Source organism: Nonomuraea sp. NPDC049309 (genome assembly GCF_043196965.1).
GTDB lineage: Bacteria > Actinomycetota > Actinomycetes > Streptosporangiales > Streptosporangiaceae > Nonomuraea > Nonomuraea fastidiosa.
On the sequence record NZ_JBICSH010000006.1, the window covers coordinates 1 to 15,649 of the forward strand.

16 protein-coding genes are annotated in these 15,649 nt (G+C 71.3%); 7 read left to right on the forward strand and 9 right to left on the reverse strand.

Translation table 11 applies throughout. The features are described 5' to 3' along the window. Positions 1-617: 617 nt before the first annotated feature. On the forward strand, positions 618-1,454 hold the full coding sequence (locus ACGFIM_RS31695) for a serine hydrolase (RefSeq protein WP_393207806.1): 837 nt from the start codon (positions 618-620) through the stop codon (positions 1,452-1,454). Here ACGFIM_RS31695 and ACGFIM_RS31700 read toward each other — a convergent pair. The 5 genes from ACGFIM_RS31700 to pstS are packed head-to-tail and all read right to left on the reverse strand — an operon-like array spanning position 1,423 to position 5,915. Continuing rightward, the gene (locus ACGFIM_RS31700; protein ID WP_393207809.1) at positions 1,423-2,121 is read right to left on the reverse strand and encodes a response regulator transcription factor; all 699 of its coding nucleotides are present in this window, start codon (positions 2,119-2,121) and stop codon (positions 1,423-1,425) included. The genes ACGFIM_RS31695 and ACGFIM_RS31700 overlap by 32 nt on opposite strands. Positions 2,122-2,147: 26 nt before the next feature. After that, on the reverse strand, positions 2,148-2,927 hold the full coding sequence (gene pstB / locus ACGFIM_RS31705; RefSeq protein ID WP_393207812.1) for a phosphate ABC transporter ATP-binding protein PstB: 780 nt from the start codon (positions 2,925-2,927) through the stop codon (positions 2,148-2,150). A gap of 15 nt (positions 2,928-2,942) precedes the next feature. Beyond that, positions 2,943-3,818: a phosphate ABC transporter permease PstA gene (gene pstA, locus ACGFIM_RS31710; RefSeq protein WP_393207815.1), complete on the reverse strand. Its 876-nt coding sequence runs from the start codon at positions 3,816-3,818 to the stop codon at positions 2,943-2,945. Next, positions 3,815-4,795: a phosphate ABC transporter permease subunit PstC gene (gene pstC, locus ACGFIM_RS31715; RefSeq protein ID WP_393207818.1), complete on the reverse strand. Its 981-nt coding sequence runs from the start codon at positions 4,793-4,795 to the stop codon at positions 3,815-3,817. Before pstC ends, pstA begins: the two co-directional genes overlap by 4 nt. 7 nt (positions 4,796-4,802) lie before the next feature. After that, positions 4,803-5,915: a phosphate ABC transporter substrate-binding protein PstS gene (gene pstS / locus ACGFIM_RS31720; RefSeq protein WP_393207821.1), complete on the reverse strand. Its 1,113-nt coding sequence runs from the start codon at positions 5,913-5,915 to the stop codon at positions 4,803-4,805. 201 nt (positions 5,916-6,116) lie between these two features. Between pstS and ACGFIM_RS31725 the strand changes: the two genes are divergently transcribed. Both ACGFIM_RS31725 and ACGFIM_RS31730 read left to right on the forward strand, forming a co-directional pair. Then, on the forward strand, positions 6,117-6,590 hold the full coding sequence (locus ACGFIM_RS31725; protein ID WP_393207824.1) for a low molecular weight protein-tyrosine-phosphatase: 474 nt from the start codon (positions 6,117-6,119) through the stop codon (positions 6,588-6,590). Positions 6,591-6,655: 65 nt separating this feature from the next. Continuing rightward, positions 6,656-7,387, forward strand: coding sequence for a fructosamine kinase family protein (locus ACGFIM_RS31730; protein WP_393207827.1), 732 nt, complete (start codon positions 6,656-6,658; stop codon positions 7,385-7,387). An 83-nt stretch (positions 7,388-7,470) separates the two neighbouring features. On the opposite strand, the gene ACGFIM_RS31735 is transcribed toward ACGFIM_RS31730, so the two are convergent. Further along, entirely contained in the window at positions 7,471-8,505 is a 1,035-nt protein-coding gene (locus ACGFIM_RS31735; protein ID WP_393207830.1) for a TetR/AcrR family transcriptional regulator, read from the reverse strand. 60 nt (positions 8,506-8,565) lie between these two features. Between ACGFIM_RS31735 and ACGFIM_RS31740 the strand changes: the two genes are divergently transcribed. Both ACGFIM_RS31740 and ACGFIM_RS31745 read left to right on the forward strand, forming a co-directional pair. Then, positions 8,566-8,991, forward strand: coding sequence for a hypothetical protein (locus tag ACGFIM_RS31740; protein WP_393207833.1), 426 nt, complete (start codon positions 8,566-8,568; stop codon positions 8,989-8,991). After that, entirely contained in the window at positions 8,964-10,265 is a 1,302-nt protein-coding gene (locus tag ACGFIM_RS31745; protein WP_393207836.1) for a right-handed parallel beta-helix repeat-containing protein, read from the forward strand. Before ACGFIM_RS31740 ends, ACGFIM_RS31745 begins: the two co-directional genes overlap by 28 nt. Here ACGFIM_RS31745 and hisN read toward each other — a convergent pair. Beyond that, positions 10,262-11,059 carry a histidinol-phosphatase gene (gene hisN, locus ACGFIM_RS31750; RefSeq protein WP_393207839.1) on the reverse strand — a complete coding sequence of 266 codons (798 nt, stop codon included), beginning with the start codon at positions 11,057-11,059 and terminating at the stop codon, positions 10,262-10,264. The two genes, ACGFIM_RS31745 and hisN, sit on opposite strands and share 4 nt — an antisense overlap. Positions 11,060-11,157: 98 nt before the next feature. Here hisN and ACGFIM_RS31755 point away from each other — a divergent pair, with 98 nt between their 5' ends. Further along, entirely contained in the window at positions 11,158-11,604 is a 447-nt protein-coding gene (locus ACGFIM_RS31755; protein WP_393207842.1) for a YiiD C-terminal domain-containing protein, read from the forward strand. A 681-nt stretch (positions 11,605-12,285) separates the two neighbouring features. Here ACGFIM_RS31755 and rsgA read toward each other — a convergent pair. Then, positions 12,286-13,341 carry a ribosome small subunit-dependent GTPase A gene (rsgA, locus tag ACGFIM_RS31760; protein ID WP_393209236.1) on the reverse strand — a complete coding sequence of 352 codons (1,056 nt, stop codon included), beginning with the start codon at positions 13,339-13,341 and terminating at the stop codon, positions 12,286-12,288. 730 nt (positions 13,342-14,071) lie between these two features. On the opposite strand from rsgA, the gene ACGFIM_RS31765 reads away from it, so the two are divergent. Then, positions 14,072-14,308: a hypothetical protein gene (locus ACGFIM_RS31765; RefSeq protein ID WP_393207845.1), complete on the forward strand. Its 237-nt coding sequence runs from the start codon at positions 14,072-14,074 to the stop codon at positions 14,306-14,308. On the opposite strand, the gene aroA is transcribed toward ACGFIM_RS31765, so the two are convergent. Continuing rightward, positions 14,309-15,583, reverse strand: coding sequence for a 3-phosphoshikimate 1-carboxyvinyltransferase (gene aroA, locus ACGFIM_RS31770; RefSeq protein ID WP_393207847.1), 1,275 nt, complete (start codon positions 15,581-15,583; stop codon positions 14,309-14,311). Positions 15,584-15,649 lie beyond the last annotated feature (66 nt).

Sequence of the window (15,649 nt, forward strand, 5' to 3'; positions counted from 1 at the left end):
TGGGGAGGCCGGGCTTTGTGTGGTGTCGGTCCTGCCGCAGACTCAGGGTGTTTCTGGTCACGTATGTTACGGTCGCTCGCTATCCGACGCCGGTGTCGGCGAAGCCACTCGCGCGTGTCTTGGGGCGGAGGGGTCACAGGCCCTGGTGTGTGTTTTGGGGTGAAGGTCGCAGCCGCTTGTGTGTCTTGGGTGGAAGGGCCCAGTCTGCTTGTGCGTGTCTTGGTGGTGGGGAGGGGCGGTGTCGGTGGGCTGAATGGTGGTGCATAGAGGTCGGTTTGCCCACTCGGTGCTGTTTGTGTGGGCGGTTTTCTGGTGAGGGTTGGTGGCGGTGTGGGGGTAGGAGCGCGCCTTCGGTGGGGTGGCGGGTGTGTCGGTGATGTCGTGATAATGCTCGAATGGTCGGGGCCTGGGGCAGGGTGGCGTGGCTGTTCGTGGGGCTTTTGGGGGTGATGGTGCCGCTGGTCGTCGGCGGTGACGTGCGGGCGGTGGTTCGAGGGTCTGCGGAGGCGGTGGTTCGGGGGCCTGCGGAGGCGGTGGTTCGGGGGCCTGCGGAGGCGGTGGTTCGGGGGCCTGCGGAGAGTGCGGGGGTGACCGGCGGCGGGCTTACGTTCCTTGGTGTGCGGGTGCCGCTGCTTGCGGCCGGATGGGAGGTTCTGCGGGGGCCGGAGGGTGCGCGGCTGCTGGTCGATCAGCGGCGGGTCTCGGCGCGAGGCGAGGTGCCCGGCAAGGAGATCGCGCGGCGACTGGATCGGTATCTGGCGGGGCGGACCGGGCGGGTGGCGGTGATGGTGAAGGAGCTGGGGTCCGGGCGGACCTACTCCTACCACGCCAAGGAGCGGATGATCACCGCCAGCGTGGCCAAGGTACAGATTCTCATGGCCCTGCTGCTGCGTACGCCGTGGAAGAAGCTGCCGGCGGCGGTGCGGCGGGACGCCGATCGGATGATCCGCTACAGCGACAACCACGCGGCCGACCGGCTGTGGGTGCGGATCGGCGGGGTGAAGGGGTTCGACGCGGCGGGGCGGAGGTTCGGGCTGCGGCACACCAGGGGAGTGGCGGGCAGGTGCGTGGACCTGTACTGCTGGGGGATCACGCAGACGTACGTCGACGACCAGGTACGGCTCATGGCGGCCCTCGTCGCGAAGAAGAGCCCGCTCGATCGGCGCGACCGCGCTCAGGTGCGCAGGCTCATGGGCGCGGTCGTGGACGGGCAGAACTGGGGCATCAGCGCGGCCGCCTGCCGCGGCGAGCGGGTGGAGCTGAAGAACGGCTGGCTGCGCCGGGAGTCGAACGGGCGCTGGGCCACGGCCAGCGTGGGGCTCATCAGGGGCGACGGGCGGGACTTCGCCGTGGCCGTGCTGAGCGAGGGCAGCCCTGAGGTGGGCTACGGCATCGCCACCGTCGAAGGCGTGGCCGAGCGCGTCATGAAGGCTTTTCGGAGCTGCCCGGGGTGACCAGCCGGTAGCCCACGCCGCGTACGGTCTGGATGAGCTGGTCGTCCTCGTCACCCAGGCGCGCGCGCAGCCGTTTGACGTGCACCGCGATGGTGTTCGTCGAGGTGCCGGCGGCGGCGTGCCAGACGTGGCGCATGATCTGCTCGCGGGTCACGGTGCGGCCGGCGTTGCGCATGAGGTACTGCAGCAGCTCGAACTCGCGCAGTGGCAGGTGGACGGCGCGGCCGCCGACGCGTACCTGGTAGGCGTGGACGTCCAGCTCGACGCCGCCGACGGTGAGGACCTGGCGCGGTTCGGGGGAGCTGGCCTGGATGAACGGCAGCAGTTCCGGCACCCGGTAGGGCCGGGCCACGCAGGCGGCGGCGCCCGCCGCGAGCGCGCGTACGGCCTGCTCGGCGTGCCCCTCACCGACGCCGAGCAGGACGGGCACCGAGCGTGAGATCCGTACCGCGCGGACGAACTCGACCGGGTCGATGACCGGCAGCGTGGCCGCGACGAGCACCACGTCCGGCTGGAGCGCTCCGGCCTGTAGCAGCCCTTGGGCGCCGTCGGGCGCCCCGGTGACGGCCACGCCTTCGCGTTCGAGGGCGGTGGCGACGTCGTCCACCACGGAGCCGTCGGGGTCGGCGATGAGCAGTACGGGCTTGGCCCTCGAGTCCCCGTTCATCGTGGGCGCCGCCTGCTGGTGGGCCATCAGCCGAAGCGCCCCGTGATGTAGTCCTCGGTGGCCTTCTGTGAGGGGTTGGTGAACATGCGCGACGTCTCGTCCATCTCGATGACCCTGCCGGGCTTGCCCTGCTCGGCGAGGTTGAAGAAGGCGGTGCGGTCGCTGACCCGGGCGGCCTGCTGCATGTTGTGGGTCACGATGACGATCGTGTACTGGTCCTTCAGCTTGGCCATGAGGTCCTCGATGGCCAGCGTGGAGATCGGGTCGAGGGCGGAGCAGGGTTCGTCCATCAGCAGGACCTCGGGGCGTACGGCGATCGCGCGGGCGATGCACAGGCGCTGCTGCTGGCCGCCGGACAGGCCGGCGCCGGGCTTGTTGAGGCGGTTCTTGACCTCGTTCCACAGGTTGGCGCCCTTGAGCGAGTCCTCGACGATGTCGTCCATCTCGGACTTGCTGATGCGGCCGCCGTTGAGCCGGAGCCCGGCGGCCACGTTCTCGTAGATGGACATGGTGGGGAACGGGTTCGGGCGCTGGAAGACCATGCCGATCATGCGGCGCACGGAGACGGGCTCGACCTCCGGGGCGTACAGGTCCTCGCCGTCGAGCAGCACCTTGCCCTCCACGCGCGCGCCGGGGATGACCTCGTGCAGGCGGTTGAGCGTGCGCAGGAACGTCGACTTGCCGCAGCCGGACGGGCCGATGAACGCGGTGATGGACCGCGGCTCGATGGTCATCGACACGTCCTCGATCGCCTTGTGCGACCCGTAATACGCGTCGAGGCCCGAAACCTGGATCTGCTTGGACATTGTGGTTATTACCCCCTATCGGCCCTTGGCGGGCGCACGCCACCAGGCGATCAGGCGCGCCACCAGGTTCAGCAGCATGACGATCAGGATCAGCGTGAGGGCTCCGGTCCACGCCCGGTCGATGGCGGTGTCGTTCGGACGGGCCGCCTGGTCGAAGACGAAGAGGGGAAGGCCCATCTGCGGCCCGCTGAACGGGTCGTGGTTGATGGAGTTGGTGAAGAACACCGTCATCAGCAGCGGAGCCGTCTCGCCGGCGACGCGCGCCACGGCCAGCATGACGCCGGTGACGATGCCGGTGAACGCGGTCGGCAGCACGACCTTGACGATGGTGCGCCACTTGGGCACGCCCAGCGCGTACGAGGCCTCGCGCAGGTCGTTCGGCACCAGCCGCAGCATCTCCTCGGCGGACCTGACGACCGTCGGCATCATCAGGATGGACAGCGCCAGCGCGCCCGCCCAGCCGGAGTAGGGGAAGCCGAGGAAGAGGATCCAGAACGCGAGGATGAACAGGCCGGCGACGACCGAGGGGATGCCGGTCATGACGTCGACGAAGAAGCTGATGGCCCGGGCCAGGCGGCCGCCCGCACCGTACTCGACGAGGTAGATGGCGGTGAACAGGCCGATCGGCACCGAGATGACGGAGGCCAGCAGCACCTGTTCGAGGGTGCCGACGATGGCGTGGTAGGCGCCGCCGCCCGCGTCCCTGGCGCCGATGCCGTTCATGGAGTGGGTGAGGAACTCCATGTCGAAGCGGGCCAGGCCGTTGGAGACCACCAGCCACAGCACGGAGACCAGTGGCACCACGGCCAGCAGGAACGCCGCATAGACCAGGCCCTGGACGACCCGGTCCTTGATGCGGCGGCCGGTGGAGATGCGTTGAATCGAGGTCATGCGCCGGCCCTCGCGTACTCCTTGCGGCGGTTGATGATCAGTCGCGCGGCCATGTTGACCAGCAGCGTGATGAGGAACAGCACCAGGCCGGAGGCGATCAGAGCGCCCCGGCCGATGTCGGTGGCCTCGCCGAAGCCGTTGGCGATGTTGGCGGCGATGCTGTTGGCGTGCGGGGTGAGGATCTCGAAGGTGATGTCGAAGGTGGCCGGGAAGATCAGCGCGACCGCGATGGTCTCGCCCATGGCGCGGCCGAGGCCGAGCATGGCGGCGCTGATGACGCCGGGCCGGCCGAACGGCAGCACGGCCATCCTGATCATCTCCCAGCGGGTCGCGCCGAGCGCGAGCGCCGCCTCCTCGTTCATCTTGGGCGCCTGGAGGAACACCTCGCGTGAGATGGCCGCGATGATCGGCAGGATCATGATGGCCAGCACGATGCCGCCGGCGAGCATGGTCTTGCCGCCGATCACGCCCTCGCCGGCGAACAGCGGGAACCAGCCGAGGTGCTCGTTCAGCCACTGCGACGGCGTCCGCATGAACGGCACCAGGAACGCAAGGCCCCACAGGCCGTAGACGACGCTCGGCACCGCGGCGAGCAGGTCGATGAGGTAGCCGAGCGGCGCGGCGAGCTTGCGGGGCGCGTAGTGCGAGATGAACAGCGCCACGCCGACCGCGATCGGGGTGGCGATGACCAGCGCGAGCGCGGAGCTGAGCAGGGTGCCGAAGGCCAGCGCGGCGATGCCGAAGACCTGCTCGCCGTTGGGGTCCCAGGTGAGCTCCGTGAGGAAGTTCGCCTTGTTCGCCTGCAGCGCGGGGATCGCCTCGCTGATGAGGAACACGGCGATGGCCGCCATGATCGCCAGCAGGGTGACGCCCGCAGCGGTGGAGACGAAGCGGAAGGGACCTTCACCGATGCTGCGCCGCGAGGCGGACCGGCTGGTGTCCGGTCCGCCTTCACGGGTACGTACGTCCGTCGTCATGTGCCGCTCAGGAGATGGCCTCGACGGCGGTCCTGACCTTGGTGAGCAGGTCGCCCGAGAGCGGGGCGTAACCCAGCTCCTTCAGCACCGCCTGGCCCTCGTCGCCGGCGGTGTAGGTCAGGAAGCTCTTGACGATCTTCTGCTGGTCCTCGGGCAGGCCCTTCTCGCAGGTGATCTCGTACGTCACCAGGACGATCGGGTAGGCGCCCGGGGTCTTGGTGGCGTAGTCGATGGACAGCGCGAGGTCGTTGCCGGTGCCCTTGATCTCGGCGGTCTCGACGGTCTTGGCCGCGCTCTCCGGGGTGAGCTCGACGAACTCGCCGGAGCCGTTCGCGATCTTGGCCTTCTGCAGCGAGGAGTTCTCGGCGTACGAGAGCTCGACGTAGCTGATCGCGCCCTCGGAGTCCTTCACGCTGGCGGCGATCTGGTCGGAGCCCTTGGCGCCCTGGCCGCCCGCCTCGGCGGGCCACGCCTTGGCCGGCTCGTACGGCCAGTCGCCGGTGGCCTTGAGGAACTTGGTGAAGTTGTCACTGGTGCCCGACTCGTCCGAGCGGTGGACCGCCTGGATCGGCGTGGACGGGAGCTGGGCGTCCGGGTTCTCGGCCTTGATGGCCGGGTCGTCCCACTTGGTGATCTTGCTGTTGAAGATCCCGACGAGCGTCTTCGGCGACAGCTGCAGGCCGTCGACGCCGGGGAGGTTGTAGACGACCGCGATCGGGCCGGTGACCATCGGGATGTTGATGGCCTTGCCGGTCTTGCACCGGGCGTCGGCCTGGGCCGACTCGTCGTCCTTCAGCGCCGAGTCGGAGCCGGCGAAGGCCACCGTGCCCTGGATGAACGCCTGCACGCCCGCGCCGGAGCCGCTGGGCTGGTAGTTGAGGGTCACTCCCGGGTTCGCAGCCGTGAAGTTCTTCGTCCACTCGGTGATCGCGTTGGCCTGGGCCGAGGAGCCCGCGGCGTTGACGGAGCCGCTCAGACCGTCGCCCGCCGCGGGCGCGGCGGCGCTGGCGGAGGTCGTGCTGCTGCCCGAGGGGTTGTTGTTGTCTGTGCCGCACGCAGCGAGCGAGAGCGCGCCGGCGACGGCGACGGCGACGGCGGCGAGCCGGCCTGCATACTTCACGGTTGGGTTCCTCCCACTTGGTCCTTAGTCGGGCATGAAGCTAGGCGGCGAAAGTGACTCAGCCCCCGAAAGCGGATGAACGGACAGTGAACGCTGCGGGTCGGTGTGCTGCACCGGCCCCGATGCGGCCGGTTCATCCGGCGCGGTACGTACGTGAACGGCGCAGGTCGGAGCACTTGCCCGGCTGGCCACAATGGAGGCATGACGTATCGCGTATGCGTGGTGTGCATGGGGAACATCTGCCGGTCGCCGATGGCCGAGGTCGTGCTGCGGAAGGTGCTGGACGACCGCGGTCTCGGCGGGCAGGTCGTGGTCGAGAGCGCCGGCACCGGAGGGTGGCACGTGGGCTACCCGATGGACGAGCGGGCGCTGGAGACGCTCTCCCTGCGCGGCTACGACGGCTCGTCGCACCGGGCCAGGCAGTTCACCAGGGACTGGTTCGACCGGTACGACCTCGTGCTCGCCATGGACCGGGACAACCTCTCCAACCTCCAGCGGATCGCCCCGGACGGGGCCGAGGTGCATCTGTTCCGGTCGTTCGATCCGGCCGCGCCGGAGGGTGCCGAGGTGCCGGATCCGTACTACGGGGGCCGCGAAGGGTTCGAGGAGGTGCTCGACCTGGTCGAGTCGGCCGCCGAGGGCATCGCCAAGCACATCGCCGATGAGATCCGCTGAGGAGCCGGGCCCTGAGAATCACTGAGGAACTGGGCACGTCGCACGGCCGGCGGCTGCGGCGGGGCGTGCTGGACGACGGGCGGGCGGTGTTCGTCAAGAGCGGTCCCGCCTCCGAGGTGCTGCTGTCAGAGGCCGCCGGGCTGCGCTGGCTCGGCGAGGTCGCGCAGGTGCCCGAGGTCATCGAGGCGGAGCCGGATCGGCTGGTGCTGGCCTGGGTACGCGAGGAGCGGCCCACTGCCGAGGCCGCCGAGCGGTTCGGGCGGACGCTCGCCAGGATGCACCGTGCGGGGGCGCCGAGTTTCGGCGCGCCCTGGCCCGGGTTCATCGCCGAGCTGCCGATGGACAACGCGGCCGCCCCCGACTGGCCTGCCTTCTACGGCGAACGCCGGGTGCTGCCGTTCCTGCGGCAGGCGCGGCTGCCCGCCTCCGACGTCGCGTTGGTCGAGCGGGCGGTGGAGCGGCTGCCCGAGGTGGCAGGGCCCGCCGAGCCGCCCGCGCGGATCCACGGGGACCTGTGGAGCGGGAACGTGCTGTGGTCCGGCGGGCAGGGCGTGCTGATCGATCCTGCGGCCCACGGTGGGCATCGGGAGACGGACCTCGCGATGCTCGATCTCTTCGGGCTGCCCTACCTCGATCGGGTGCTGGGGGCCTATCAGGAGGAGTGGCCGCTCGCCGACGGGTGGCGGGAGCGGGTGCCGCTGCATCAGCTGCATCCCCTGCTCGTGCACGTCGTGCTGTACGGCGGGGGGTACCGGGACAGTTTGATGGCCGCCGTTCGGCGGGTGCTGGCGCTCTGACCTCAGGGTTCCGCGGCCTCCGCGAAGCGCCCTGGCCCTCGCCTCGTTACGGTGTCCCGCGCTCTGTCACGGGCTTCGCGCCGTCATGGCTTTCGCGCCGTCATGGCTTTCGCGCCGTCACGGCTTTTTCTCGTCCGGTATGCGCGTTGCTGGCAGGCGCGGGAGCAGTAGACGCGGGGGCGGCCGGTGGAGGCGGGCTCCAACGGTCTGCCGCATTCGCGACACGAATCATCACGAGTTTCATCACGCTCTTGGATGAGGACCTCGATGCCGTCGAGGATGCGGCGCAGGCCGAACTCGAAGGAGTCCTCGGGGTCGTCCCAGCCGCCGGACTCCCACAGGCGGGTGATGGTGGGGTAGGCGGTCAGGCGTTCGTACAGGGAGTCGCGGGCGCCCCACCACTCCTCCTCGGAGACGCCGCTGCTGCGCTCCTCGCGCAGAATCTCGACCAGGCTCAGGGCCTCGGCGTCCACGAAGCGGCCGATCAGGTTGACGGCGGCGATCACCTCGTGAGGGCGGAGCGGGGTGTCGGCGAGGGTGCTCAGCATGCGTTCGAAGGTCGCGACCGCGTTCGGGCCGGGGATGTCGCGTGAGCCTCTCACCTCGGCGAGCCAGGGGTGGCGGCGGCGGAGACGCCAGCCCTGCCTGGCCAGCGCTTCGAGACGGGGGCGCCAATCCGGGCCCTGCTGATCCCGCCGGCCTGCCCGCCCTGTGCCGGCGTCCCGGCCTGGGCCGGCGTCCCGGCGCCCGTCAAGGCGCTCGTTTCGGTGCCCGTCCGGGTGATCGTTCCGGGGGTCGTCCGGGCGCTCGTGTCGGGGGTCATCCGGGTGATCGTTTCCGGGCTCGTCCGTACGTTCGCTCGGGTCTTCCGCTATCTGCTCGCCCATCACGGCGTCGCGCATGAGGGCGACGAGCCGGTCGCGGCCCGGTACGTGCCGGTAGAGCGACATCGTGGTGAAGCCGAGACGGTCGGCGACCTTGCGCATCGACAGGCCCTCAAGGCCCTCGGCGTCGGCCAGCTCGATGCCCGCCCGCACGATCCGGTCGAGGGTCAGCCCGGCGCGCGGCGCGCTCCCCTCGCCGCGGTCCCGCCACAACAGTTCGACGCCGTCGTCCATGCGTCCAGTTTATGGTGTACAAATCTGAGTACGACATAAACACAACAGGGGTGGTGTGCCGTGATCCAGATCTACGTGTCGCCGTCCGGTGACGACTCCGCGCCGGGCACCCGGGACCGGCCGTTCGCGACGCTCGAACGCGCCCGTGCGGCGGCGCGGGAGGCGGGTGGGAAGGCGGTCGTGCAGCTCAGGGGCGGTGTCCACGTCCTGGATCGGACCTTTGAGCTGGGCGCGGCCGGTTCGGGGACGGTCTACCAGGCGGCCGGCCACGGCACGCCCGAGCGGGAGGAGGCCGTCGTCAGCGGCGGCCGGGAGATCACCGGCTGGCGCGTGCGCGACGGGGTGTGGCTGGCCGGCGTCGGCGGCCTCGACATCCGCCGGCTCTACGTGAACGGCCGCCGCGCGCCCCGTGCCGCCGTACCGGGGCTGCCTGGCACGGTCACCGCGACCGAGACCGGTTGCGTCACCACAGCCCCAAGCCGCTGACCTGGCAGAACGTCGAGTTCGTGCACCGGGGCGTCTACCCGTGGACCGAGGCCCGCCTCCAGGTGGCCGGGATCGCGCGTGAGGGCGGCTCCACCGTGATCACCATGGCGCAGCCGGGGTTCGGGTGGGCGTACGAGCTGTACCGGTCCGTCTACGAGGGCCGCACCTCGACCGGACCCGGGCGGCCCACCTCCGTCGAGAACGACCCGAGCTTCCTGCGCGAGCCCGGCACGTTCGTGCTCGACCGGTCGCGGCCCGGCGAGCACGTGCTGATGTACCTGCCGCTGCCGGGGGAGGAACCGGAGTCCGCGCGGGTGGTCGCGCCGGTCCTGGAGACGCTGGTGCGGGTCGCGGGGGTGCGGGACGTGGCGTTCAGGGGGCTGGTGTTCGCCGAGGCCACGTGGACACGTCCCGGGCGGCCCGAGGGGTTCGTGCACTATCACGGCAGCGGGTTCCACGAGGGCGGGCCGGTCGGGCGGGCGGAGCTGGCTGAGGGCTCGTACGTGACGTATCCACTGAGTTCCGTCACGATTCCGGCGTGTGTAGAGATCGTCGGCGCGGATGGGGCCGAGGTCGAGGGATGCCGGTTCACCCGGATGGGCGCCACCGGGCTGGGCGTCAGCGGGGGCGAGGGCGTCACCGTATCCAGGTGCGAGTTCGACACACTGTCCGGCGGCGGCGTCACCATGAACGGCACCCGGGACGGCGCGATCGAGGACAACCGGGTGCGCGGGATCGGGCTGGAGTTCAGCGGGTCGCCCGGCATCGCCGTCACCGGCACCCGAGGCTGCGTCGTCGCGCACAACGAGGTCACCGGCGTGCCCCACTGCGGCATCGTGGCCGGGCCCGGCGAGGGAACGCGGATCCTGCACAACCTGACCGCGGACACCATGCAGGTGCTCGCCGACGGAGCCGGCATCTACCTCTCGGGGCCCCAGGGCGACTCGGCCGAGACCGGGGCCGTGATCCGGGGCAACGTCATCACGGACACGCGCACGCCGTACAACTTCGGGCTCTACACCGACTACGGCGCGAGCTGGGTGCTCGTCGAGGAGAACGTGGTCATGCACGCCCACAACACGGCCGTGCTGCACGTCGGCCCGCCGCTGGAGAACGTCACCTACCGGGGCAACTACTGGGACGCCGATCCGGTCGGGCACGACGATCCGCCGAGCGGGGTGACGTACGAGGAGAACGTCACGATCGCCGATGCGGACGCGCTCGCCGCCGCGACCCGGGAGATCCGGGACAGGGCGGGCGTGCGGCGTCGTTAGGTCCTGACCGTCGTGCCGTTGAGGCGGTCGATGACCTGGTCGTGCAGCAGGCCGTTCGTGCAGACGAGGCTGCCGCCCTCGAGGCCCTTGACGCCGGCGACGTCCGTCCAGATGCCGCCGGCCTCCTCCACGATCACGGTGAGCGCCGCCATGTCCCACGGCGACAGCTCCGGCTCGGCCGAGATGTCCACCGAGCCCTCGGCGACCATCATGTGCGACCAGAAGTCCCCGTACGCGCGGGTCCGCCAGCAGGCGCGGCTCAGGTCGAGGAAGTTGTCCAGCTTGCCGGCCTTCTCCCAGCCGCCGAAGCTCGAGTACGAGAACGACGCGTCCTCAAGCGACGACACCGATGACACGTGCATGCGGGTCGCCTTGGTCAGGCTCTTGCCCGTCCACGCCCCGCCGTCGGCCGCCGCCCACCAGCGCCGGCCCAGGGCGGGGGCCGAGACCAGGCCCACCACGACCTTGCCGTACTCCATGAGCGCGATCAGCGTCGCCCAGACGGGCACGCCGCGAACGTAGTTCTTGGTGCCGTCGATGGGGTCGATGATCCACGAGCGGGCGCCCCAGCCGGTCTTGCCGAACTCCTCGCCGACCACCGCGTCACGCGGCCTGGCGCGGCGCAGCGTCCCCCTGATGGCCTCCTCCACCGCGCGGTCGGCGTCGCTGACCGGCGTCAGATCGGGCTTGGTCTCGACCTTGAGGTCGACCGCCTTGAACCGTCGCATGGTCAGGTCGTCGGCGGCGTCCGCCATGACATGCGCGAGGCGCAGATCATCGTTATAACTCTGCACGGTCGCCCACGCTACCGTGTCGGCCTTACGGACATCAGTTACCAACGCCCCTTTTCTGGTAACCGCCTTTTCAGTTACTCATCAGTAGCATGTCCTGCATGTCGCAAGATGTCGGTGAGCTTCTGCTGCGATCGGTCCCTTTCGCTCGGACCCTGGGCATCGTCGTCGAAACCGCCGAGGACGGGCGGGCGATCTGCCGCGTACCGCCGCGGGCGGACCTCGCCAACCATGTCGGCGGGCCGCACGCGGGGGTGCTCTTCACGCTCGCCGAGTCCGCGTCCGGGGCCGCCGTGCTGTCCCTCTTCGCCGACCAGCTGGAACGGGCGGTGCCGCTGCCGACCACGGCGACCATCGCGTTCCGCAAGATCGCCACGGGCGAGGTGCGTGCCTCGGCCCGGCTGGCCGTCTCGCGGGAGGACGTGCTCGCGCGGCTGGACGCGGGGGAGCGGCCGGAGTTCGACGTGGAGGTGGAGATCACGAACGCGGACGGCGCCGTCGTCTCCACCCTCGCCGTCACCTGGACCCTCCGCCCCAACCGCCCCTGATAACCGCCGGTGGCGGGCCGGCGGCTTGCGCCCGGCCTTTGGTGCGCCTCGGCTGACCGCGCCGCATCTTCCGGGGTGGTTCCCGTGACCGGAAGCGTCTCGCCGGTCGCCGCACGTTCACCTCGTGCCAGGCGAATCTCACGGGCGTACTTCCCGGCGCACCGCGTGGCACCGCCGAACCGGGGCACTCGCCCCGGGGGTGCGCCCGCCGTGCCGGAGGGGTGCGGTCGCGCGCTCGCTCGGCGCGCAACGCGGCGCGTAGGTCACGCCCCACCGACACCATCGCCGGCCGGGATCGCTGCAGGCCGGGATCGCTGCAGGCTGCGACCACCGCCGGCCGACACCATCGCCGGTTGACACGACCGCCGGTCGACACCACCCCCGGTCGACACCACCGCCGGTCGCGACCACCGCCGGTCGCGACCACCGCACCGGTCGGTGCGCAGCCGACCGGCGCCCCCACGCAGGGTACGGCGGTACTTCAGTGGGCTGGAGGCGGCTTCGGGTCGGCGTCGCCTGCCAGGCGACGGTCGCCCACGCGGCCCTGCGGTGGTGCGCCGGTGACGTCCGTGGCGGCTCATGCGCGCCGGAGCCCTACGCCCCTGAACGCCCGGCCTTTTCAGGGTGTCTCGCCCGCCGGGGCGCCGTGGTGCTCGGAATGTTGCCTGGTGGTCAGAGGGCTCAGGCGTGGCGGGTGGCCGTGGGGTCGTCCAGGGTGCCCTCGCGGCTGGCCAGCAGGCGGCGCAGCGACTCCAGGCGGGCGGGGTCGGCGTTGCCCGCCGCGACCCAGGCGTCCAGAGCACAGCCCTCGCTCAGGTGATTACAGCCCTTGGGGCACTCGACCGTGCCCTCCACCAGGTCAGGGAACGCCGCCAGCACCGTCTCCGTCGAGACGTGGGCCAGCCCGAAGCTGCGTACGCCCGGCGTGTCGATGATCCAGCCGCCCTCCGGCAGCTCCAGCGCGACGGCCGAGGTCGAGGTGTGGCGGCCGCGGCCGGTGACGGCGTTGACCTGGGAGACGGCGCGGTTGGCGTTCGGCACCAGCGCGTTGACCAGGGTGGACTTGCCCACCCCCGAATGCCCGACCAGGACGCTGATCCGCCCCGCCAGGCGCTCGCGCAGCTCGTCGAGCGGGCCGCCCTTGTGCACGACGACGTGCGGCACGCCCAGCGGTTCGTACAGCGCCACCAGCTCGTCGGGCGGCGCGAGGTCCGACTTGGTGAGGCAGAGCAGGGTGTCGATCTCCGCGTCGAACGCCGCCACCAGGATGCGGTCGATCATGCGCGGTCTCGGCGGCGGGTCGGCCAGCGCGGTCACGATCACGAGCTGGTCGGCGTTGGCCACCACCGGACGCTCGATGCCGTCGCTGTCCTCCACGTCGTCGGCCGAGCGGCGCAGCATCGACGTGCGCGGCTCCACCCGTACGACGCGGGCCAGGGTGTCGGGCTTGCCGGACACGTCGCCGACCAGCGCGACCCTGTCGCCCACGACGATGCCCTTGCGGCCCAGCTCGCGGGCCTTCATGGCGACCACGAGCCGGCGCTGGGGCGGCCTGCGTTTCTGTGCCGAGCCCTTGGGGCGCTCGGCTTCGACCAGCGCGGTGTAGCGGCCGCGGTCCACGGCCACCACGAAACCTTCCACAGCGTCCTCATGCGCAGGACGAATCCGGGTCCGCGGCCTGGAACCCTTACCCGGCCTGACCCTGACGTCGTCCTCGTCGTACTCCCGCCTCCTCAGCGGTCCGCTCCCATGCGCTCGCTCCACTTTCGTGAGAATTGTCTTGGTAGTGGTGATGGTAGGCAGGTTGCGGAACGTCCTACGACATCCCGCGACCGATCGTCACCCGACCGTCGCCTGCCGGGTCGGTTGCCCGTCGAGTCCGTCGCCTGCCGGTCGGTCGTGGTCGTCCATGCGGTCGAATCGCTGGGCGGTCCCTCTCCGGCCGGCCCTCGCACCCATCCCGGCCCTGGCTTGTGCGCTCGGCCTGCAGGCCGGTGAGGCCGGGCGGGAGGCGGGTCGGCCGGCGCATCCGGTGCGGCGGTCTGCCTGCCGGCCCGCGTGCGGTGCTCTGCACGCCGGTCCGTGTGGCGGTCTGCGCGCCGGTCCGTGTGGCGGTCTGCGCGCCGGTCGGTGTGCGGCGGTGTGCGTGCCGGTCGGTGTGCGGCGGTTCGAGTGTCGGCCCGTGTGCGGTGTTGCCTGGACGATCGTCGTGTGTCTGCGCGCCGGTCCGTGAACCGGCCGTCGGCTTGCCAGTCCGCGTGGCGGGTGCGAGCCGACGGGTGGGGTGAGCCGGGTGCGGATGAGCCGGGTGGGCGGCTGCTCTCCGGCACCCGTGGGATGTGGTCGGGCCTGGCGGGCGAAAGTGCGTCTGGTGGCCGGGTGAGTGGTCTCCGGAGCGGGCGGTGTCACCTGGGGTCGCTCGAGTGGGGCGGGCGGCGTTACCCGGGGTCGCTCGGGTGGCGGTGTCGTGCTGGTGGGTCTCATGGTCATCCGGGCGACGTGCTCTCACGTGGTGGCCTTCACCGACGTGCCCGGGGCTCCCACGGTGAAACCAGCGGTGCCGGAAGGGTGGCCGTTCGCGCAGGTCAGGACCGTGACGCCGCTCCAGGGAGCCGTGGAGATCCGCGACCTGGCCTCAGCGGCCGCCGAGGCGTGGCGTGCGGAGGTCATCGCGGGTCCGGCGGTGGCGTGCACGGGGCGCTGATCACCGGGAGGCCAGCATCGTGGTCCACATCTGGACGAACTCCGGCAGGGTCTTGGCGGTCGTCGCGATGTTCTCCACCTCGACACCCGGCACCGCGAGGCCGATCACGGCGCCGGCCGTGGCCATGCGGTGGTCGTCGTAGCTGTGGAAGACGCCGCCGTGAAGCGGGCGGGGCCGGATGATCAGCCCGTCGTCGGTCTCCTCGGCGTCGCCGCCGAGGCGATTGATCTCGGTGACGAGCGCGGCCAGGCGGTCGGTCTCGTGGCCGCGCAGGTGGCTCACGCCCCTGATGCGGCTCGGCGTGGTGGCCAGCGCGGCGAGCGCGGCGATGGTCGGGGTGAGCTCGCCCACCTCGTGGAGGTCGGCGTCGAGGCCGGTGACCTTCCCGGTGCCGGTGACCACGAGGTCGTCGCCGGAGCGCGCGACCGTGGCGCCCATGGACGTGAGCAGCCCGCGCAGTGCGTCGCCCGGCTGGGTGGTGCGCTCGGGCCAGGCGGGGATCGTCACCGTGCCGCCCGTCACCAGGGCCGCCGCCAGGAACGGGGCCGCGTTGGACAGGTCGGGCTCGACCGTCACGTCCCTGGCCGCGATCGGCCCCGGCTCCACCCGCCACACGTCGCGCTCGCCGGCGTCGACCGAGACGCCCACCGCCCGCAGCATCTCGATCGTCATCTCGATGTGCGGCTGCGAGGGCACCGGCGGGCCGACGTGGCGTACGGTGATGCCCTTCTCGAAACGCGCGGCCGTGAGCAGCAGACCCGACACGAACTGCGACGAGCCGGACGCGTCGAGCGTCACCTCGCCGCCCGTCGTCGGCCCGCTGATCGTGAACGGCAGCGCGTCGTTGTCGACGCGGGCCCCGAGCGCGCGCAGCGCGTCGAGGATGGGGCCCATCGGGCGCTTGCGCGCATGGGGGTCGCCGTCGAACGAGACCGGCCCGTCGGCCAGCGCCGCCATCGGCGGCACGAACCGCATCACCGTGCCGGCCAGGCCGACGTCGATGTGGGCGCCGCCGCGGATCGGGCCCGGCGTCACCGCCCAGTCGACGCCCGCCGAGGTCTCGCGCGTGGCCTCGAACGTGGTGCCGAGCGCGCGCAGCGCCGCGACCATGAGGTCGGCGTCGCGGCTGCGCAGGGCCTGGCGCACGACGCCTGGACCGTCGGCGAGCGCGGCCAGCAGGAGCGCGCGGTTGGTCACCGACTTGGAGCCGGGCAGCGGGACGGTGGCGACGACGGGAGCCGTCGCCGTCGGAGCGGGCCAGTGCTGAGCGGGCATGGTCAAAGAGTACTGGCCGTGGGCGGGCGGAGACCGCAGGCTGTGGACGGCGGGTCCCGCACCGTC